Source organism: Bacillus sp. EKM208B, assembly GCF_011800725.1.
GTDB classification, from domain to species: Bacteria; Bacillota; Bacilli; order Bacillales; family Bacillaceae; genus Bacillus; species Bacillus velezensis.
The window spans coordinates 54,071-73,290 of record NZ_JAANHO010000010.1 but is presented as its reverse complement, the minus strand read 5'-3'; the positions used below and the strand labels follow the sequence as shown (position 1 = coordinate 73,290).

The 19,220-nt window shown below is 40.0% G+C and carries 19 protein-coding genes, 2 pseudogenes and 1 riboswitch; of the genes and pseudogenes, 16 read left to right on the top strand and 5 right to left on the bottom strand.

Annotated features, from left to right (window positions below):
- Positions 1 to 90: 90 nt before the first annotated feature.
- On the bottom strand, positions 91 to 1,287 hold the full coding sequence (locus tag G9F75_RS16585; protein ID WP_014416991.1) for a diaminopropionate ammonia-lyase: 1,197 nt from the start codon (positions 1,285 to 1,287) through the stop codon (positions 91 to 93).
- Positions 1,288 to 1,428: 141 nt separating this feature from the next.
- Between G9F75_RS16585 and G9F75_RS16580 the strand changes: the two genes are divergently transcribed.
- The 4 genes from G9F75_RS16580 to G9F75_RS16565 all read left to right on the top strand — a co-directional run bounded on the left by G9F75_RS16580 (position 1,429) and on the right by G9F75_RS16565 (position 5,211).
- Positions 1,429 to 2,094 (top strand): GntR family transcriptional regulator, encoded by a 666-nt coding sequence (locus G9F75_RS16580; protein ID WP_031304481.1) that lies wholly within the window; start codon positions 1,429 to 1,431, stop codon positions 2,092 to 2,094.
- 141 nt (positions 2,095 to 2,235) lie between these two features.
- Entirely contained in the window at positions 2,236 to 2,613 is a 378-nt protein-coding gene (locus tag G9F75_RS16575) for a RidA family protein (protein WP_014416993.1), read from the top strand.
- A 77-nt stretch (positions 2,614 to 2,690) separates the two neighbouring features.
- On the top strand, positions 2,691 to 4,001 hold the full coding sequence (locus G9F75_RS16570; protein ID WP_206647874.1) for an SLC5/6 family protein: 1,311 nt from the start codon (positions 2,691 to 2,693) through the stop codon (positions 3,999 to 4,001).
- A 49-nt stretch (positions 4,002 to 4,050) separates the two neighbouring features.
- The gene (locus tag G9F75_RS16565; protein WP_014416995.1) at positions 4,051 to 5,211 is read left to right on the top strand and encodes a M20 aminoacylase family protein; all 1,161 of its coding nucleotides are present in this window, start codon (positions 4,051 to 4,053) and stop codon (positions 5,209 to 5,211) included.
- Positions 5,212 to 5,250: 39 nt separating this feature from the next.
- Here G9F75_RS16565 and G9F75_RS16560 read toward each other — a convergent pair whose 3' ends face one another.
- Entirely contained in the window at positions 5,251 to 6,147 is an 897-nt protein-coding gene (locus tag G9F75_RS16560) for an AraC family transcriptional regulator (RefSeq protein WP_014416996.1), read from the bottom strand.
- Positions 6,148 to 6,273: 126 nt separating this feature from the next.
- Between G9F75_RS16560 and G9F75_RS16555 the strand changes: the two genes are divergently transcribed.
- The 4 genes from G9F75_RS16555 to G9F75_RS16540 all read left to right on the top strand — a co-directional run bounded on the left by G9F75_RS16555 (position 6,274) and on the right by G9F75_RS16540 (position 11,171).
- Positions 6,274 to 7,521 carry a Zn-dependent hydrolase gene (locus tag G9F75_RS16555; protein WP_167409242.1) on the top strand — a complete coding sequence of 416 codons (1,248 nt, stop codon included), beginning with the start codon at positions 6,274 to 6,276 and terminating at the stop codon, positions 7,519 to 7,521.
- A gap of 240 nt (positions 7,522 to 7,761) precedes the next feature.
- Positions 7,762 to 9,150, top strand: a complete 1,389-nt coding sequence (locus G9F75_RS16550) for an aminotransferase-like domain-containing protein (protein WP_014416998.1) — start codon at positions 7,762 to 7,764, stop codon at positions 9,148 to 9,150.
- 92 nt (positions 9,151 to 9,242) lie between these two features.
- Positions 9,243 to 10,541, top strand: a complete 1,299-nt coding sequence (locus tag G9F75_RS16545) for an MFS transporter (RefSeq protein ID WP_128496470.1) — start codon at positions 9,243 to 9,245, stop codon at positions 10,539 to 10,541.
- Positions 10,542 to 10,865: 324 nt separating this feature from the next.
- A complete protein-coding gene (locus tag G9F75_RS16540) occupies positions 10,866 to 11,171 on the top strand; it encodes an NUDIX hydrolase (protein WP_021495054.1) in 306 nt (101 codons plus the stop codon).
- On the opposite strand, the pseudogene G9F75_RS16535 reads toward G9F75_RS16540, so the two are convergent.
- A pseudogene (locus tag G9F75_RS16535) lies at positions 11,145 to 11,548 on the bottom strand (VOC family protein). The gene G9F75_RS16540 and the pseudogene G9F75_RS16535 overlap by 27 nt on opposite strands.
- A 192-nt stretch (positions 11,549 to 11,740) precedes the next feature.
- On the opposite strand from G9F75_RS16535, the gene G9F75_RS16530 reads away from it, so the two are divergent.
- Complete coding sequence (locus tag G9F75_RS16530) at positions 11,741 to 12,682, top strand: cation diffusion facilitator family transporter (protein ID WP_021495053.1); 942 nt, start codon at positions 11,741 to 11,743, stop codon at positions 12,680 to 12,682.
- A 62-nt stretch (positions 12,683 to 12,744) separates the two neighbouring features.
- Positions 12,745 to 13,782: a flavin-containing monooxygenase gene (locus tag G9F75_RS16525; protein WP_109566724.1), complete on the top strand. Its 1,038-nt coding sequence runs from the start codon at positions 12,745 to 12,747 to the stop codon at positions 13,780 to 13,782.
- A gap of 447 nt (positions 13,783 to 14,229) precedes the next feature.
- Here the strand turns inward: G9F75_RS16525 and G9F75_RS16520 are convergent, their stop codons facing one another.
- Entirely contained in the window at positions 14,230 to 14,571 is a 342-nt protein-coding gene (locus G9F75_RS16520) for a YxeA family protein (RefSeq protein ID WP_014417007.1), read from the bottom strand.
- A 173-nt stretch (positions 14,572 to 14,744) separates the two neighbouring features.
- Between G9F75_RS16520 and G9F75_RS20160 the strand changes: the two are divergent.
- Positions 14,745 to 14,997 (top strand): annotated as a pseudogene (locus G9F75_RS20160) (GNAT family N-acetyltransferase); the annotation flags it as partial.
- A gap of 91 nt (positions 14,998 to 15,088) precedes the next feature.
- On the opposite strand, the gene G9F75_RS16515 reads toward G9F75_RS20160, so the two are convergent.
- The gene (locus tag G9F75_RS16515; protein ID WP_260399143.1) at positions 15,089 to 15,616 is read right to left on the bottom strand and encodes a DinB family protein; all 528 of its coding nucleotides are present in this window, start codon (positions 15,614 to 15,616) and stop codon (positions 15,089 to 15,091) included.
- Positions 15,617 to 15,973: 357 nt separating this feature from the next.
- Between G9F75_RS16515 and G9F75_RS20155 the strand changes: the two genes are divergently transcribed.
- The 5 genes from G9F75_RS20155 to G9F75_RS16490 all read left to right on the top strand — a co-directional run bounded on the left by G9F75_RS20155 (position 15,974) and on the right by G9F75_RS16490 (position 19,217).
- Positions 15,974 to 16,255: a dihydrodipicolinate synthase family protein gene (locus tag G9F75_RS20155; protein WP_224759939.1), complete on the top strand. Its 282-nt coding sequence runs from the start codon at positions 15,974 to 15,976 to the stop codon at positions 16,253 to 16,255.
- Positions 16,256 to 16,311: 56 nt separating this feature from the next.
- The gene (locus tag G9F75_RS16505; RefSeq protein WP_014417010.1) at positions 16,312 to 16,692 is read left to right on the top strand and encodes a hypothetical protein; all 381 of its coding nucleotides are present in this window, start codon (positions 16,312 to 16,314) and stop codon (positions 16,690 to 16,692) included.
- A gap of 117 nt (positions 16,693 to 16,809) precedes the next feature.
- Positions 16,810 to 16,913: riboswitch (TPP riboswitch) on the top strand.
- Positions 16,914 to 16,990: 77 nt separating this feature from the next.
- A complete protein-coding gene (locus G9F75_RS16500) occupies positions 16,991 to 17,455 on the top strand; it encodes a TIR domain-containing protein (RefSeq protein WP_014417011.1) in 465 nt (154 codons plus the stop codon).
- Positions 17,452 to 18,462, top strand: a complete 1,011-nt coding sequence (locus G9F75_RS16495) for a thymidylate synthase (protein ID WP_014417012.1) — start codon at positions 17,452 to 17,454, stop codon at positions 18,460 to 18,462. Before G9F75_RS16500 ends, G9F75_RS16495 begins: the two co-directional genes overlap by 4 nt.
- Positions 18,459 to 19,217, top strand: a complete 759-nt coding sequence (locus G9F75_RS16490; RefSeq protein WP_014417013.1) for a class I SAM-dependent methyltransferase — start codon at positions 18,459 to 18,461, stop codon at positions 19,215 to 19,217. Before G9F75_RS16495 ends, G9F75_RS16490 begins: the two co-directional genes overlap by 4 nt.
- Positions 19,218 to 19,220: the final 3 nt, after the last annotated feature.

The following is a 19,220-nucleotide window of genomic DNA, read 5'->3' as shown; positions in this document are numbered from 1 at the left end:
TCACACGGGAAGGGGAAATAACGGAAGCCTTAACTTCACCCAAAGTTAAGGCTTTTTATAAATCATTAAAACAAACATGTTGCCGTTGTTTTAATGATCTGTTCCCCAAACCGCTTTCCGATAATTTTCCGGATCAGTATCACCTTCTGTATTAATCATTAACACATTAGATGACTGATCTAATTCTAATTTCTTCTTTATCTGTTCCATTGAAGTATTCTTACTTAACTCATGCAGCAAACCTAATGGGACGGAACCTGACTCACCAGAAATAATCTTCGGATCCGGATCAATAGGATTACCCAATATTCTCATCCCCAATGCGCTTATCTTGTCATTACAGGAAAAGAAATAATCACTGCATGTTCTCAAAATGTTCCAACCGAATGGGTTGGGTTCGCCGCAGGCAAGCCCAGCCATCATTGTAGAAAGATCACCGTATACTCGGACAGGTGATCCAGAGGCGCTTTGGGCTGACCGGTACAGACAATTTGCGCTTTCGGGTTCAACTATGGAGATTTTGGGCTTATTCCCGCTTTTTACATTTAATAGGGAAGCTGCCATTGAAGCAGCGAAAGATCCCACTCCAGCCTGAAGGATAACATGACTGATTGTATTGAAGAAATCTTCATTTTGTTTGTATATTTCTGCAATAATTGTTGTATATCCTTGCATGATAGAGAGAGGAATTTGCTGGTATCCTTCCCAAGCCGTATCCTGAACTAAAATCCAATGATGTTTCTCAGATAAATCTGCCGCCATTTGAACAGTGTCATCATAATTTAAATCTGTAATGTACGCATCAGCACCTAAATGTTTAATGGCTTCCAATCTCGCGGGAGAAGAACCTTTCGGCATATATACCTTTGCTTTCTGTCCAAAAAGGGAAGCCGCCCATGCCAGTCCCTTTCCGTGATTACCGTCGGTAGCTGTAGCAAATGTAGCAGAAGGAGCGCTTTTTACAAGTTCAACCAATTCGTTAAAATGAATGGAATTAAGGTCGATTTTAAGTTTTTTACTATAGTAAGAAGCAATCGCATATGAAGCACCCAAGCTTTTAAAAGCATTAAGGCTAAAGCGTTTAGATTCATCTTTGACATAAAGACTGTTTATGCCGAGATATTGTGCGAGACTTCTTAACGAGTGAAGCGGTGTTGCTTGATAGCCGGGAATGCCGGAATGAAAATGAAGCGCTTTTTTTGTTTCCTCTGCAGAGAAATAGGAAGATTCCTGAGGTAACGTATCAGATCTGAAATGATTCGAAACCCAATCAATATTCGCAAACAAATTTCTTCATCCTTCCAATATGTGATATATCACATTATACATGGATCGGAATGTAAAGCAACTTTTCTTTTTCGCAAACGATATACTGAAATGTGGTATATTACATGTAAAATGATGTTTTAAAGAGGTGAAAACGTGACAATGAACCAACAGCACCAATTAAAACGAACATTTATGAAAGTTGAAGCTTATCAGTTTCTGAGAGAGTGGATTATAACAGGTAAGCTTGAGCCGGGAGAAAGACTGAGAAATCAAGATCTATCTGAGACACTCGGAATCAGCCGCACGCCGGTCCGGGAGGCGCTGCTTCAGCTTGAAAATGAAGGTCTTGTCATAACGAAAGCCAATCGGTGGACAGTGGTAGCACCTATTGACCTGGAAAATGCGAAAGAGGTTTACTCGGTCGTTTGGTCTCTCGAGTGTCTCGCTTTTGAACAGGCACTTTCAAGATTTACACAAGATCATATAGACGAGATGGAAAAATTAAATAAGCAAATGAATGCAATAATGGAGACGGATGATAAGGTAAAAGCGCTGGAATTGGATAATGCCTTTCATCAAAAGATCATTGAAGTCTCAAATAATACTGAACTGCAGAAATTACTGCAAGGACAAAAAACGAAAATACAGAGAATTGAAATTCGGTATTTCAGTCAAAATCACGCAATGAATGCATCCTGCAGTGAACACAATCAAATATTAGACGCAATGAAGAATAAAGATCTTAAACAAGGACTGAATGCCATAAGGAGTAACTGGGAAAACAGTCTGACTCGAATCATTTTAAACAGCCAATTAAAAGCCTGACAACTCGTCAGGCTTTTTTGTATGAATTTTTCGTTTGACTAATATGAGATATGTGATATATTACTCTTAACTGAAAGCAATTCAGTTTTTTTTTGTGAAGAATATTTAGAATTTTACATCAATAAGGAGAAGGTGATTATTATGTTAAAAACAGTTTTTACAGAAAAAGCACCAAAAGCGATCGGACCTTATTCTCAAGGCATTAAAGTACAAGATTTTTTATTTTTATCAGGACAGCTTCCTGTTAATCCAAACACGGATGAAGTTCCGGCTGATATTAGGGAACAAACGATTCAAGTTTTAAAAAACATTGAATCCATTCTGAAATCAGAGGATTTAAAAATTGAAAATATAGTGAAAACGACTATTTTCCTTAAAAATTTAGGTGATTTTAAAGCTGTTAACGAGGAATATGGTAAATATCTTGGAGACCATCGTCCTGCGAGATCCACAATTGAAGTAAGCAGGTTGCCTAAAGATGTACAGATTGAAATTGAAGTCATCGCGTATTCCGGATAAATATATACGAGTGAAAAGCTGCCCGGCTTCAAGGTAATTCGTGATGTTCCAGAGCATGACATTCTTTTTTCGGGAGGATAAATATGTCTATAGAACAGGATGTGGATGTGCGGTGCCGGAGTTCTTCATCGAATAATGCCTCTTATGAAGATCCGGCTAAATGGTGCAGGCAAAATACAATTTGGGTCTTAGGCCTGTTTGGCACAGCAATAGGCGCGGGCGTGCTTTTTTTGCCAATTAATGCGGGAATAGGGGGCATTCTGCCTCTGATGATCATCACTGTTCTGGCTTTTCCGATTACGTACTTTTCTCACAGAGCTTTGGCCAGATTTGTTTTATCGGCAGGTTCTGCAACAGACGGGATTTTAGCGGTGACAGGAGAATACTTTGGGGCGAAAGCAAGAAGAGTATTCACTGTCATTTATTTTCTTGCGATTTACAGCATCCTGTTAATGTATTCAGTTGCCATTACAAATACAGCTCAAAGCTTTATTGTGAATCAAATGAACATGCCAGAGCCGCCAAGGGGTTTAACTGCCGGATTTCTGATAGCAGGATTACTGTTTATCGTGCGTTTTGGTCAGGATGCGGTCATGAAGACTATGAGTTTGTTAGTTTATCCATTTATAGGTTCGTTATGTTTGATGGGGATCTATCTGATACCTAAATGGAATACAGCCATTTTGGATGTCACACACCTATCATTATCCGGATCAGGACAAGGGATGTTCATGACGGTATGGATGACATTCCCTGTCCTGGTGCTTTCATTTAATCATTATTCAATGATTTCACCATTCGTTGTAGCTCAAAGGCAGTGTTATGGAGACAAATTTGCTGATGATAAATGTGCCCAAATACAAAAATACAGTTATATATTGATGATACTTACTGTTTTATTTTTTGTATACAGCTGTGTATTCAGTTTGTCGCCGGCAGATCTTGCTATGGCAAAGAAACAAAACATCTCAATTCTCACTTATCTCGCCAACCATTTTCATTCAGCGTTTATTGCTTGTCTTTCCCCGATTATCGCATTTGTCGCAATTACGAAATCCTTTTTAGGACATTATATAGGAGCCTATGAGGCCATGCGGGATATCATTGTTGAGGTTTTTCCATCAAGAAATAATAAGAAAAAAACAGATTTTATCATTCTGTTTTTTATGTTTGTCACTTGCTGGCTAATAGCTTATATCAACCCAAGTATTCTAGGCATCATTGAAAGCATCAGCGGACCGATAGGGGCTGTTATTCTATTGCTGCTCCCTATGTATGCCATTCGTAAGCTGCCAGTATTAAAAATGTATCGAAATAAAATCAGTAATGTTTTTGTTACGATTATTGGTGTCATCACTGTTTCGGCAATTATTTTTGCTTTATTTTAATTATTTGTGTAAACGCTTTCTATTTAATGATTATATTGGAGTGGTCTTTATGAATGATATCACAATGAAAGATCAATTAATAAAATGGAGACATGACCTCCACATGATACCTGAAACAGCTTTTGAAGAACACATGACCTCAGTGTATATTGCTGAAGAATTAAAAAAAATGGGAGTAAGCGTTTGTTCGGGTCTGGGCGGAACAGGTATAGTCGCCACCTTAAAAGCGGGAGAAGGTTCAAAGGTTATAGGAATCAGAGCGGAACTGGACGCATTACACTTCACTGAAGCAGCAGATCATTCGTATGTGTCTAAAAATAAAGGGAAAATGCATGCCTGCGGTCATGACGGACATATGGCAATCCTTCTTGGGACAGCTAAAATATTGAGTGAAAGACAACATTTTAACGGCACCGTGTGTTTTATTTTTCAACCGGCGGAAGAACCGGGCAAGGGTGCGAGGGCCATGATTGAGGATGGACTTTTTGAACAATTTCCGCTCGATGAAATTTACGGATTGCATAATATGCCTGGATTGCCGGCGGGTACTTTTGCAACCCGCCCCGGGGGAATTATGGCCGGTGAAGATAACTTTGTCATCCGGATTAAAGGAAAAGGCGCTCATGCAGCCCGCCCTCATATGAGTATTGATCCATTGGTCATAGCGTCGCAAATTATTCTCGCCTTACAGACTATTGTGTCCAGAAATTTAGATCCAAGCGTTCCTGCCGTTATATCCTGTACGGAAATCGTAACAGACGGGGTGAGGAATGCGATTCCGACTTATGTGGAAATCAAAGGTGATACGCGAAGTTATTCTCCTGACACCCGACGTTTTCTCGAAGAAAAAATGAGGACTATCAGTTCCGGGATTTGTGAGATGCATGGTGCGGAGTGTCAGTTTGAGTATACACATGAATTTGCTCCAACGACGAATTGGGAAGAATATGTCGGGTTTACTGTTGAAGCTGCTGCCAAAACAGCCGGAAAAGAGAATGTCACTTCTAACATAAATCAGATGATGATTTCAGAAGATTTCTCGGCTTTTTTAGAGAAGGTTCCCGGTGTATTTGTTTTTCTTGGCAATGGTGATGAGCATGATCAAAAGGGCCATATTCCATTACACAGCCCGTCATATGATTTTAATGATGACATTCTTTTAACCGGTGCAGCGTATTTTGCGGAATTAGTTAAAATTCGCTTATCCTAAAACACATGAAACAAAGAAAAACAGCAATTACTGAATCAGTCAGTGCTGTCTTTCTTTGTTTTTTTGTTTTTTATAAGCCAGCGGCGTCATCTTCATGGCATGTCTGAACCTGCTGATGAAATAACTTGTGCTGTTAAAACCAACTTGATAAGAAATGTCTGTCACACTCGCATCTCTTTGCTGCAATAAATATAAGCTTTTTTGAATTCTGTAATCTATAACGTAGTGTAACGGAGAACATTTTAAAAAGCGCTTGAAATAGCGGCAGCACTCAGAACGGCTTAGCTGCCCGGCTTTCGCAATATCCTCCAATGTGATTTTTTCAGCATAATGCTGATGGATCCAGCTCAGCATATTCTTCATCCTTTGGTTCTTCAACCATTCTGTTTCGATACATTCAAGGTGGAAGCAATTGGCGATTAAGTGTTTCCAAACAGACGTAAGTTTCATCGTGATATCTATTTCATAAAAGAGGGATTTTTGCTCGATGCATTTGTGGATCTCTAATACAGCATTCAGAATGTTTTTTTCTAAAGGGTCGTCTGCGTGGATATATAAGTAAGGGACATTCGTTGCGTGAATCAAAGGTTTTACATAGGTCGTGTAGAGTTCCTGTGATAAAACGAAATGCGGGGAGACATTTAAACAGATATAAAGACAATCTGAACTGCCATGCTCCTTTGTCATATGCAGGCAGCCGCTGTTAATAAACAGCCCGTCGCCTTGACGGACAACCACCCATTCCTCATTTACTTGGAACAGCGCTTCTCCTTTTATTATAAGCACGAATTGAATTTCATCATGCCAATGAAGGGGAATATATCCGTGCAAATGGTTCTTAATGGTTTTTTCATAGCAAGCAACCGGCATAACAATTGTATGGTGTTTCGTCAAATCTTGCAGACTGTCATCCATCAGAAAGTTTTGCGTTTGCATGTTAAACACCTCAATATACTTATATTTTTAAATCCAATATTGGTATTAAGATGATGAATTCTTATATATCATAACATTATTGTTATATCAATGAAGCGATTGACTCAGTACAGGGAGGAATGCAAAATGGCATCTGAACATGTGAACCTTTACATGAATTCTGAACGTTTACTCAGCCGTCTTAAGGAGCTTGGTGAAATCGGACGTGACCGCAATGACACACTCACAAGGTTAGCTGCTTCCGATGAAGATAAGGCGGGACGGGACTTATTGGTAACATGGATGAAAAAAGCAGGCTTAGAGGTTATGATTGATAAAATCGGAAATATTTTCGGGGTATGGTATGGTTCTGATCAGAATAATGATGCGCCCATTATGATCGGCTCTCATATCGACACGGTCATCAACGCGGGTATTTACGATGGATGTTACGGGGTTATTTCGGGACTTGAAGTCATAAACACTTTAAAGGAGTCCGGCTTCAAACCGGAGCGTCCGATTGTCATTGCGGCTTTTACCAATGAGGAAGGTGTGCGATATACTCCAGATATGATGGGATCACTCGTATTCGCCGGAGGACTTTCTTTAGAAAAGGCGCTTCAGACCCGCGGTACGGATGGGACGAAACTGGGTGAAGAACTTAAGCGTATAGGATATGAGGGAACAGAAAAGCCCGGCTTTTTAACACCGCACGCCTTTATTGAGCTTCATGTTGAGCAGGGGCCGATTTTAGACAAAACAGGCATTCCGGTCGGTGCCGTTGAGAATTTGCAAGGGATTTCCTGGCAGCGTATAACGGTTCAAGGCGTTTCAAATCATGCCGGGACAACTCCGACTGATATGCGTCAGGATGCCGGGCATGCAGCCGCACAAATCATAACGTATTTGCGCAAACGTGCCAATATGTCTAACGGCCAAACTGTCGCCACGGTCGGAACAATCAGTTTTGAGCCAAATGCTATCAATGTCATTCCATCATTGGCAGCACTTACAGTTGATTTGCGAGATCCGGACGAAAAGAGACTTCAAGAAGAAGAATCAGCACTGGCCGATTACCTGAAAGATTTGGAAGAGGCTGAAAACGTATCTATCACATCTGAACCATTAGTCCGTTTCAATCCCGTTGTATTTGATAAAAACATTGTTGCATTAATTGAGCGGGCTGCAAATAAACGGGGACTGGAATCAAAACGGATGACATCCGGTGCCGGGCACGATGCACAAATGATGGCCCGCATCTGTCCGACGGCTATGATTTTCGTTCCAAGTATAGAGGGGATCAGCCATAATCCTGAAGAATACACGAAAGATCATGACTTGGCTGCAGGTGTCAATGTATTATTAGATGTCGTTAGTGATCTTTCTTCTAAATAAGGAAACGGGAACATCAAGGAATACAAATCGAGATAAAGAGTGAAGATAGAGAGTGTCGTACAGAAAAGCTCTTCTCATCATTGATATCTCTGATGAAAGTTCAATTTTTCCCTGGCGTATCAATCATGCCAAAGGTTTAACCGCCTTTGGCTTTTTTTTATGTCAACTTTTGCGTCTGTTAAGTGAAAATTGTTTTATAAACGGTGTGATCATATAATTGAATGAAAAAGGATGCATATCATGCCGATCAATTCTTTTGAAAATTATCCGATGAGCTGGAAGCCGGCGATTGATAAAACGGAAAAACCCATTTATAAAGCGATTGCAGAGAAATTAGAACAGGATATATTACAAGAAGTTTTATTACCCGGAACCAAACTGCCTCCTCAGAGAGAACTGGCTGATTTTTTGGATTTAAATGTAAGCACCATTTCAAAGGCTTTTAAAGTCTGCGAGTTAAAGGGTCTGCTGAGTGCCTCTGTCGGGAGCGGGACTTTTGTTGCTTATGATGCGTTATCGAATGCGTATCTGCTGGAAGATACAAAGCCGAAGCATCTGATTGAAATGGGGGCGACGCTTCCGGATCAGGCTTCTTATGAGCCGCTGCTGCTCCAGCTGAAAAGTATGCTGCAAGAGGAAGATTATGAAAAGTGGTTTGGCTATGGCCGGACGGGTGAAAGTCTTTGGCAGAAAGATGCGGCTGTTAAGCTGATTCGAAGAGGCGGATTTGAAACGTCCGTTGATCACATTTTATTTGCAAACGGCGGGCAAAATGCGATTGCCGCGGCATTGGCGAGTCTTTGTAAACCAGGAGACCGCATTGGAGTTGATCACCATACATACCCAGGCTTGAAAACTGCCGCTTCGATGCTGAGTGTGCAGATTGTGCCGATCAAATCAGAGAACAATGAGATGAGCCCTGCCTCATTTGAATATGCGTGTAAAAATGAAAATATTAAAGGCATCTACCTCATCCCGGATTATCATAATCCGACAGCGTCCTTTATGTCTGTTGAGAATCGAAAAATGATCGCGAAAATTGCAAAAAAATATAACCAATTCATTATTGAAGATGCCTCGTACCATCTTCTTGGCAAGAATCCGCTTCCGGCCATCGCATCATTTGCACCGGAACAGGTCATTCACATTGCCGGTTTATCAAAATCACTGGCACCAGGGTTAAGGATGGCGTATGTCGCCGTCCCGAGTCAATATAAGGAGCCGATTTCAAAGGCGCTTTACAATTTAAATATAACCGTTTCCCCGCTGTTAGCAGAACTCACTGCACGGACGATCGTATCGAATCAATTTGAAATCTTAATTGACAGTCATCGTGAACAGACTATTCGCAGAAACAAAATGGTCGATCAATATTTAACCGGCTATACGTGTGCAGGTGCTGAGACGGGAATCTTTCGATGGTTACTGTTACCCGGAAATATGACAGGTGCTGCATTTGAAAAATCAGCCGCACAGCATGGAGTGCAAGTATACGCGGCTGAACGTTTTGTCGTCGGGAACAGTTGTCCGGAAAGGGCTGTAAGGGTGTCTGTCTGTGCACCGAAAACGCTTGGGGAGCTTGAGCAGGGACTGCTGATTCTTAAACGCCTGCTGGATGAGCATATCTAATATTGTCCGCCATACAATTATTATATTGTATGGTTTTTTTGTGCGTGTTATGATAATCCAAATCTGTTGGAGGTTATAGAAAGGCAGGTCGGATTATGCTTCACAAAGACAGTGCAAAAGGGTCAGATACTCAATCGGCATTATTGGAGCAATTCATAGGTTCTCCTGATAAACAAAAAAGATTATATAAGCGTACTTTGTTTGTCGTCAGTCTTTCACAAATTTTCGGCGGCGCAGGGTTGGCGGCCGGAGTGACTGTCGGTGCGCTTATTGCACAGCAAATGCTTGGTACAGATGCGTTTGCCGGTGTGCCCTCTGCTTTATTTACCTTAGGATCAGCAGGCGCCGCGTTATTTGTGGGGAGGCTTTCTCAGCGTTACGGCCGCCGGACAGGTCTTTCAGCCGGATTTATGATTGGCGGACTGGGAGCGATAGGAGTCATCATTGCGGCTATTTTAAATAGTGTGTTTCTGCTGTTTGCTTCTTTGATTATTTATGGTGCGGGAACAGCGACAAATCTGCAGGCCCGTTATGCGGGTACGGACTTGGCAAATCATAAACAGCGGGCGACTGCTGTCAGTATGACTATGGTTTTTACCACATTCGGTGCCGTTGCAGGCCCGAATTTAGTGAATGTAATGGGGAACTTCGCTCGCTCCATTGGTGTTCCGTCACTGGCGGGTCCATTCATTTTAGCGGCGGCAGCATATATGTTGGCAGGTGTTACTCTTTTCATCATGCTACGTCCTGACCCTTTAGTCATAGCAAGAACAATAGAAATGGCCGGCCAAACACCTGATGATAGAGGACAAGTGCCCGCCGACGAACACACAGAGAACAAAAAAGGTATTATTGCGGGTGCGGCGGTTATGATTCTTACTCAAATTGTAATGACTGCTATTATGACAATGACACCGGTCCATATGAGACATCACGGCCATGGCTTAGGAGCGGTAGGTCTTGTTATCGGTTTTCATATAGGCGCCATGTATCTCCCTTCTTTGGTGACAGGTGTGCTTGCGGATAAATTAGGCCGTACTGTAATGGCTGTATCTTCCGGAATGACGCTGCTTTTGGCAGGGCTTATATCGGCATTTGCACCGGGAGATTCTATGATTCTTATGGTCATTGCTCTGTCTTTGCTCGGGTTAGGATGGAATTTTGGTTTGATAAGCGGAACGGCACTGATTGTTGATTCAACTGAAACGTCAACACGGGCTAAAACACAAGGTACTGTGGATGTTTTGATTGCGTTGTCCGGAGCCGCCGGCGGAGCCTTGTCCGGAATGGTCGTAGCAGGTGCCAATTACCTGACATTATCACTTGGCGGAGGGATATTATCGTTATTATTAATTCCGGTGGTGATATGGTCGCTTGGAAATAAGGAATAGTATCTTATGTTTAAAAGCAGTGCGAGGCTCCCGTGGTTGAAAAACTCATGAAGCGTAAGTCCTCCCGGCTGCATCTCAATGATACCAAGGGTGTAACGGCCTTTGGTATTTTTTATGTTCTCTTTTATTTTTAAAGTTTACTCTTATTTGCTCTGCTCAATAGACTGTCGTTTTTAAAAAAGGTTCTAAAACGATACAAATGATGCGCTTGAACGGTTGTAAGTTTGATGTATTACAAAAAAATAGCTGTTATATCCCTTTATATTCTTTACAGTAAATATATAAATAAGCGGTTAAAAAATATTTTTAGTAAAGGAGAGTCATATGGAAGAAGTTAAAGTTGTATACGCATTGATTAGAAATGAGTTCAATCAGATAGTAATGGTAGATAATCATGAGGGGCATTGGTCACTTCCAGGCGGAAAAGTTGAGCTTAATGAAAATCTAATAGAAGCAGCTGTACGTGAGGTATATGAAGAAACAGGGCTGGAAGTTGAAATTGGGGATATACTAGCTGTTAATGAAGCGAAATTTACATTATTATTGGAGCACACCAGAACATTCAGGTGTGTTTTTATTGTTGTATTCATTTCTGAAATGTGGTTATTCACTTATATCGATTTCCCATAAGTGTCCATCGGGGTCTTGGAAGTGCCCGGAGTATCCGCCCCAAAAAGTATCATGAGCGGGATCAGTTATCGTTGCTCCTGCCTGTTTTGCCTGTTCCATGACTTTATCGACTTCAGCTTTACTGCCAACATTATGTCCTCATGTAAATTCTGCAGGGCTTGGCGCAGTTAACGTAACGTTTGTTTCATGTGCGATGTTTTTGCGGTCCCAAAGGGCAAGTTTCAGTCCCGTTTGCAAGTCAAAAAAAGCAGCTGCGCCATGTTCAAATCTGTACCGGCTATTCCTTCTGTAGGCAGACCCAAGCCATCCCGATAGAAGTGCAGCGATTTTTCTAAATTGTCTGCGCCTGAAGTAATTACTGTAATCCGCGGCTTCATAGCAATCATTGATTAAGAGCAATATAAAGTATCGGGAATTTTCATTGAAAAGATTTTGACATTTCAGTAAAGAACCTATATATTCATATATGAGCACATAATCATATACGGTTATTTTTGTGTCCGTGTTAGAATGCTTCATAACAGAAAAGAAATAATAAATGCAGTGTATGAGATAAGGAGGAGATTTTTATGGGTCACAATCACAATCACGCTGGCGGGTCCAATAAGAAGGTTTTATTGATCTCTTTTATCGTGATTACAGGTTATATGATAATAGAAGCGATAGGCGGATTTTTAACCAATAGTTTAGCGCTTTTGTCAGATGCAGGCCATATGCTGAGTGACTCGATCTCATTAATGGTTGCTCTGATTGCTTTTAAATTGGCTGAAAAAAAGGCAAGTCATCATAAGACATTCGGCTACAAACGATTTGAGATTCTCGCAGCTGTGATAAACGGTGTTGCATTAATAGTGATTTCCCTTTATATCATTTATGAAGCAATCAAACGTTTCTCTCATCCGCCGGAGGTAGCAACAACCGGCATGCTGACGATTAGTATCATCGGGTTAGCTGTGAATATATTGGTCGCTTGGATTATGCTGAACGGCGGAGATACAAAGAATAACCTGAACATAAGAGGGGCTTACTTACATGTGATAAGTGACATGCTCGGATCTGTAGGTGCCATACTGGCTGCGATTCTTATCATCTTCTTCGGGTGGAGCTGGGCAGATCCAGCGGCCAGTGTCATTGTGGCTATTCTTGTTCTGAGAAGCGGTTACCATGTGACGAAAGACTCCATTCACGTATTAATGGAAGGAACTCCGGAAAATATCAATGTCACTGACATCATTCATACAATTGAAGAGACAGAAGGAATTCAAAGCATTCATGATTTGCACATATGGTCTATCACAAGCGGATTGAATGCTCTTTCCTGCCACGCTGTTGTTAACGATCAACTGACCATTTCTGAAAGTGAAAGTATTTTACGCAAAATTGAACATGAACTTGGAGATAAAGGCATTACACATGTAACCATTCAAATGGAAACAGCAGCGCATAATCACGACAATACGATTCTTTGTCAGGCCCAAACTGAGAATCCGCGTGACCATCATCATCATTAAAGGAGGAAATAGGGACTCACTTGTCTGCTGACAATTAAGATAAAACCGGAGGGGGGATTCATATGTACGACACGATAGTAATCGGAGCCGGTCAGGCAGGAATCTCAGTAGGATATTATCTAAAGAAGTCGAAACAAAAGTTTATCATTTTGGATAAAAGTCATGAAGCAGGAGAAAGCTGGAAAAACCGGTATGACTCATTGGTTTTATTTACTTCTCGAATGTACAGCTCTTTGCCTGGAATGCCGCTTGAAGGAGACAAGCATGGACTCCCTTCAAAAAATGAAATTGCTGCTTATCTGAAAAAATATGTTGAAAGATTTGAAATCCCGATCCAATTACGGACAGAAGTAATAAGTGTCCAAAAATTAAACAACGATTTCTTAATAAAAACAAACCGGGAAGAATATCAAACGAAAAATCTTGTGATGGCCGCAGGTCCTTTTCATACCCCTAACATTCCATCAATATCAAGGGATGTAGCCGATCATATTCATCAATTACATTCTTCACAATATAAACATTCAAAACAACTGGCGCCCGGGAATGTACTGGTAGTCGGCGGCGGGAATAGCGGAGCTCAGATAGCTGTTGAATTATCCAAAGAAAGAGTTACATATTTGGCTTGCAGTAATAAACCGGCTTATTTCCCTTTATGGATTGGAAAAAGAAGCATCTTTTGGTGGTTTGATAAATTAGGAGTTTTACATGCAAGTCATACATCAATAGTAGGCAAGTTCATTCAAAAGAAAGGCGACCCCATATTTGGGTATGAATTAAAACATGCAATAAGACAGAAGAAGATCATCTTAAAACAAAGAGTCATAGCCGGAAAGCAAAATGAAATCATTTTTAAAGATTCATCTTCATTAGAAGTAAACAATATCATTTGGGCAACTGGCTTTAAGAATCCGCTTTGTTGGATGAAAATAGAAGGTGTTTTGGATAAGGAAGGCCGAATTATACATCACCGGGGTGTTTCAGCTGCGGAGGGATTGTACTTTATTGGTTTGCCTTGGCAGCATAGGCGAGGTTCAGCGCTGCTTCAAGGTGTAGGAAATGATGCTGAATACATTGTAAAACAAATGAACGGCGGATAGACTGAGGAGAGCAGTAACTTACGGGTTTCCTGCTCTTTTTTGTGTTGAATACGTCCATCAGTGCAACTATTTTAGTCCGCGCATATTCAGTTTGAACTAAATGGATTCACATGGAGCGCGTGCTTCACTCCTCGTTCAGACTCTCTAATTTAATTCTTTCAAGTAAAAGTCGAAATAGCTCAAATAACAAGAAGTTAAAAAACTGCAAACCCCGCCGTATACGTATCCGCCCACTATAGAGTTCATTAATTACTTGGGACCATAGAAGAATTGTCAATGTCACTTCCGATAGTTGTAACCAGCCAAAAAAAAGAAAATGGGGAGGGTGTGCTTAATTTGCACAATCTTTTATGTAGAAGTGGCCCAAGGAGCCATCCTGCATTTTGCATTCGAATGAACCTGTCGTAAAAAATTGAGAGCAGACTTAAATATCTGCTCAACTCGCTGTTATTTCACAATGTTGAATCGGTCTTTGATCTTTTCAGGCAGTTTCTCGGCCTTAATAGCTTCAGATCCTCCGGTATAACCCTCATAGCTCCTCGGAACGCGTACAATGTCACCTTCTTGATAAGGCTTTTCAACAAAGAAAGAAACCATCTTTTTCTTACCTTTCTCGTTATACCCTTCTAAATTGTAAACGTAGTTGCTATTATTTTTGTTTTTTTCCGCTTTTCCGTGAATTTGTACGTAATAATCGCTTTCCAGCACGGCGCCTTGATCAGCGCAGCCTCCTAATATGAAAACCGATAGGCAGCCTAATATAATAATGAAAATGCTCATATTTTTCATTCTTCATCACTCCTTTTATACTTCTTATTCTAGTGAACACTGCATATCGAATAAATGCGGATACCTTACACTCACCTTACTTTTTTGTAAGAATTCCTGATATAAAAGATAATGATTCAGTTGCAGAATAACAAATAATGGGTAAATGCAATCTCGTTTGGAAGGAGACTGATATGATCATTAAAATGACTCCATTTAATATGAAAGAATTCAATAAACCAAACAACCATTTGCTGTTTCAGGGAGAATTGCACCTGCATTTGAAAACAATGTGTGGAATATACCGAGGAACGATTTGCTGAACCTATGTTAAGAAAAATGAAGATGATGATGTCAGTTACGTTGAAGAAGAGGGGAAAGCGGTCTTTTTTTTATTATGCTGAAAACAACTGCGCCGGCCGGATTAAGATACGTTGCAAATGTAATAGCGATTTTTTGTCTGACCATTTTAATTGATTGGCAGTCAGTGAAAATAGACATTTGTAATGAATTTATCCTTGCTCCTCCTAATAAGGCTTTAACTGCCAAGTTTCTGTTTCTCTTCATACCATTTGCGAAGCTGATGAATATGAGCTTGATGATATCTATTATGGTCTGCCATATGCCATATTCCCCATTGAATGGTTGCTTGTTTTTCTGCTTCATAATCTACTGTATGATTCAGCTGATCGTCAGTTAATTGATAACAAACAGACTTAAACATGCTGAATACTTTTTCATAATCAGTGAGAATTTGTTTTAATGAAACACCCGAAATGAAAGGGATCTTATTGTTCTGATCTAACATTGGTCCATACTTCTCTTCAAGCTGCTTTGGTATCGGTTCACCCTTTATTCTAAATATCCAGTTGAGATCAACATATGCTAAGTGTCTTATTAGCTGAGCTGCACTATTGTATGTTTGATTTGGTCCTTTATAATCGATCTCCTGCTGTGACATGTCTGATACAATGGATATTAAGCGGCTGTCATTTTCATTAACGGCAGAATACAGCATTCCCACAAGATGATCCATGTGCGGTTCACCTTTTAAATCTAAAATCATAAATCCCACCTCATTAGTACAATTTTTATATTTAGTTTGCCTTATTACTCTTATTTGTCAAGCAATCCAGAGAATGAATCGCTATAGGATGAAGCGATGAAGCAGGCTCTCTTTGCCTGCCTTTTTTGTGTGTCAGCCTTTACATCTGACATGTTGAGTTATCTGAAACTGTACTTTTTTAAATGTCAGACAGTGTTATATGATACTCTGCAGATATTCAAGAATAGTACTTGGAGGTCATTCTCATGCAAATTTTATTGCTATCCCTACGCCTTTTCATGAAGATGAACGTTTATATTCAGCAGGATTTGATCCTATTGTCGAACATTTGAAAAACAGCGGTATCCATTCGTTCTCATATGCGGCACGACTGGTGAACAGCATCCACTCAGCATAGATGAGCGCCTTCAGATCATTGAGTATGTTAATCAGCGAAAATTTGAAGATGTTGAACTGATATTCGGGGTTTCAGCCGTAAGAACCAGTGATGCCGTCAAACTGATGAAACACATCGAGAAAACCAATATAGATTCTGTACGGATTGTTTTTCCTCCTGATATAAGACCGACACAGCAGCAAGCCGTTTATTACGTTATTCATTCATCAATTGACTTCATATTATTTCATTTGATAACATAAAATGGTTATCGTCTTAAAAAAAAGGATACCCGTTTTTATAAAAAGGAGTCATAACGTTGCTGAAAAGGTTTTTTCTTGTTTTTCTTACGCTGATGATGTCTATATTTGCTGTATTCGCGGCGGCTGAAGAGTCTCCCGGCGATCGTGTCATTTCTTTTGACGAGCCTATGATTTTATTGATCTCACTCGGAATCATTTTATGTTTGTTCATTCCGCCATTCGTCATGTCCTTTTTTAGCAGCTTGGTTGTGAGAATCATATCCGGCGTCTATCAATGTTTTATCGTTCTCACGTTTGCGGGCCTCATTCCGATTGGATTTCTGATTCCCCATGGCTTTTTGACAATTCTTGCTGCCGTTCTGGGGACTTTGGTCAGTTCAGCGAGTGTTGCCGTGACCTTATTCGTTGGCAGGAAAAAAGAGGCCGGAAGGTTTTAAAACTAGTGGGTAAGCTGCAATATTGAAGGGGAATCCCAGTGATATCCGCAGCGCTTTTTGCCGGTCATTGTTTGACTATTTATATGGAGTAGCATAGAATTAAAGTAAATATTTATAAAAAGTCACTGGGGGAGCTTTAATAGCTGAGAAGAGACAATACGTCCTGACCCTTTGAACCTGATTTGGTTAATACCAGCGTAGGGAAGTGAAAAATTAGAGAGATTCTTTATCTTATCTATATTTAAGCCACTTTCCATAGAGGAAAGTGGCTTTATTTATTTTGAAAGGGTGATATGAAGTGGCGACTAAAAAAGTTTTTCTGGCAGGGCCTTTTAAAAGTTTAGTAGATGAGAAAACTGGATTGATGAGTACGTATGAGAGGGGAAAGCTGGAATCATTAATTTCCTTTTTTGAGAATGAAGGATGGCTGGTTCATAATGCTCACAAGCGGGAAGGGTGGGGGAAAGATTTCATGACACCCCTTCAATGCACTAAAATTGATTTTGATGAAATAAGCACTTGCGACCTTTTTGCAGCATTCCCCGGATCACCCGCTTCTCCCGGAACACATATAGAAATTGGATGGGCTTCTGCCTTGAAAAAAAAGATCGTGCTATTTCTAGAAAAGGACAAGGATTATGCTTTCTTAATTCAAGGGTTAAATGCAGTGGCGGATGTTGAGTACATCAGCTATAAAGATACAGATGATTTATTAGAGAACATTAAAAATATCTTTGCAGCATATAAGGCGGAATCTCAATGAGAAAGAGAACTTTTCATGAAGCATATACGGAAACGCTGTATGACATCTATCACAACCCTGAATTTTTCAATTCACCGCGCGGACAAAAAAGCAGAGAACAATTGAACTACCATCTGACTCTGGAAAATCCAATAGAACGTGTCACTTATTTATCCTCAAGAAAAACCAATATCGTGTTTAATTTTGCTGAAGTGTTATGGTATTTATCGGGGAGTAACGACTTAGATTTTATCAGTTATTACAATAAAAAAATGCCTTCATATTCAATGAATAAAAAAACATTAACAGGCACTGCGTACGGGCCTAAAATATTTGAATTCGGAAATGCAAAACTAAATCAATGGAATAGAATAAAAAATCTTTTGACACAAGAAGATATTGATTCAAAAAGGGCATTTATTCAAATATTCGATGCTTCGGAACTCTTCGTTTCAGAAAATATAGATGTTTCCTGCACAATCGGTTTGCAGTTTTTTGTGAGGGAAGGCGAATTATACATGTCTTCTGTCATGCGTGCAAATGATGCTTTTCGCGGGATGATCAGTGATCTTTTCTCATTTACGTTCATGCAGGAATTAATGGCCAGAGAACTGCGTTTAGAAGTCGGAGAATATTTTCATAATGCGGGATCAATCCATATTTATGATTCAGATCATGAATGGGCGAAAACGGTGCTTGAGGAAGCTGAAAATCACCATGATATTCCGGAATTTGAATTTCCGAAAATGCCTGAGGGAAATAACTGGCCGTCCATTGAAACAGTCTTAAAGTATGAAGAATTACTTAGGAAAGATCACATTTCTATGACTAAAAACGATATTGAAATGCTTGATTTACCTGATTACTGGAAACAGATTCTTTTCCTTTTCAGTATATACCAGCATATTGCATATAAACGGGATATGGATCATTCTCTATTTCAAAGTTTACTTCCTATATATCAATTTTTCGTCAGGAATAAGTGGTTTCATTATTTCTCAATTGAGCAAAAGGAGGAAATTCAATGAAAACTTCATGGAAAGAAGACAGTGTTGCTGGTAAATTCGATGCTTATAATGACGTTTTAGAACAAACGTTAGGTTTTGAGTTTGTTTTTCGTACTTTTGATAAAGCGGAGATTAAAAAGGTGCTCGATTTCGGATGCGGTCCGGGAAAGGTAGCTTACAGGCTGGCTGACAGAATAGGCTGCAATGTGATCGCAGTCGATGAATCAAGGAAGATGTTAGATATAGCAAAGGCAAAAAGACAACATCCTCATGTGGACTATCATTTAATTGAACACGATAATCTTTCCTTCTTACCAGATCACTCAGTTGATGCTGCAATGGCCTGTTATGTTTTTATTAATACGGATAGTGACCAGCGTATCAAAGGTATCATAAATGAAATTTTTCGTGTGTTAAAACCAGGAGCTTCATTTGTCATACTCGATACGAATCCTGATTCAACCGGAATTGAATTTTCAACCTTCCGCAATGGAATACCGGGGAAAGAATATTCTTACGGAGAAGAAAGAAATGAATGGCTCCATGTTCCGGGACAAGCAGATTTAATTTTAAATGATTTTCATTGGCCGAAGTCAATGTATTATAAACTATTAACTCATGCAGGTTTTGAAAATGTAACTTTATCAGAACCAACGTTAAACGATATTGACCAAGAGCATGTAAAAGCCATAGAGAAAGAGTTTCAATTTAATAATTGGAAATGTGAAAAGGAATATCCGCCTTTTGTCATTTTTAAAGCAGTGAAACCTGCCTGAAGG

Excerpts from the sequence above, each read along its gene's own strand:
- G9F75_RS16525 (WP_109566724.1), top strand. The coding sequence starts at position 12,745 with ATGTACGACACGATAGTAATCGGAGCCGGTCAGGCAGGAATCTCAGTA.
- G9F75_RS16580 (WP_031304481.1), top strand. The coding sequence starts at position 1,429 with ATGAACCAACAGCACCAATTAAAACGAACATTTATGAAAGTTGAAGCT.
- G9F75_RS16575 (WP_014416993.1), top strand. The coding sequence starts at position 2,236 with ATGTTAAAAACAGTTTTTACAGAAAAAGCACCAAAAGCGATCGGACCT.
- G9F75_RS16515 (WP_260399143.1), bottom strand. The coding sequence starts at position 15,616 with ATGATTTTAGATTTAAAAGGTGAACCGCACATGGATCATCTTGTGGGA.
- G9F75_RS16490 (WP_014417013.1), top strand. The coding sequence starts at position 18,459 with ATGAAAACTTCATGGAAAGAAGACAGTGTTGCTGGTAAATTCGATGCT.
- G9F75_RS16550 (WP_014416998.1), top strand. The coding sequence starts at position 7,762 with ATGCCGATCAATTCTTTTGAAAATTATCCGATGAGCTGGAAGCCGGCG.
- G9F75_RS16555 (WP_167409242.1), top strand. The coding sequence starts at position 6,274 with ATGGCATCTGAACATGTGAACCTTTACATGAATTCTGAACGTTTACTC.
- G9F75_RS16565 (WP_014416995.1), top strand. The coding sequence starts at position 4,051 with ATGAATGATATCACAATGAAAGATCAATTAATAAAATGGAGACATGAC.
- G9F75_RS16540 (WP_021495054.1), top strand. The coding sequence starts at position 10,866 with ATGGAAGAAGTTAAAGTTGTATACGCATTGATTAGAAATGAGTTCAAT.
- G9F75_RS16520 (WP_014417007.1), bottom strand. The coding sequence starts at position 14,571 with ATGAAAAATATGAGCATTTTCATTATTATATTAGGCTGCCTATCGGTT.
- G9F75_RS16530 (WP_021495053.1), top strand. The coding sequence starts at position 11,741 with ATGGGTCACAATCACAATCACGCTGGCGGGTCCAATAAGAAGGTTTTA.
- G9F75_RS16495 (WP_014417012.1), top strand. The coding sequence starts at position 17,452 with ATGAGAAAGAGAACTTTTCATGAAGCATATACGGAAACGCTGTATGAC.
- G9F75_RS16560 (WP_014416996.1), bottom strand. The coding sequence starts at position 6,147 with ATGCAAACGCAAAACTTTCTGATGGATGACAGTCTGCAAGATTTGACG.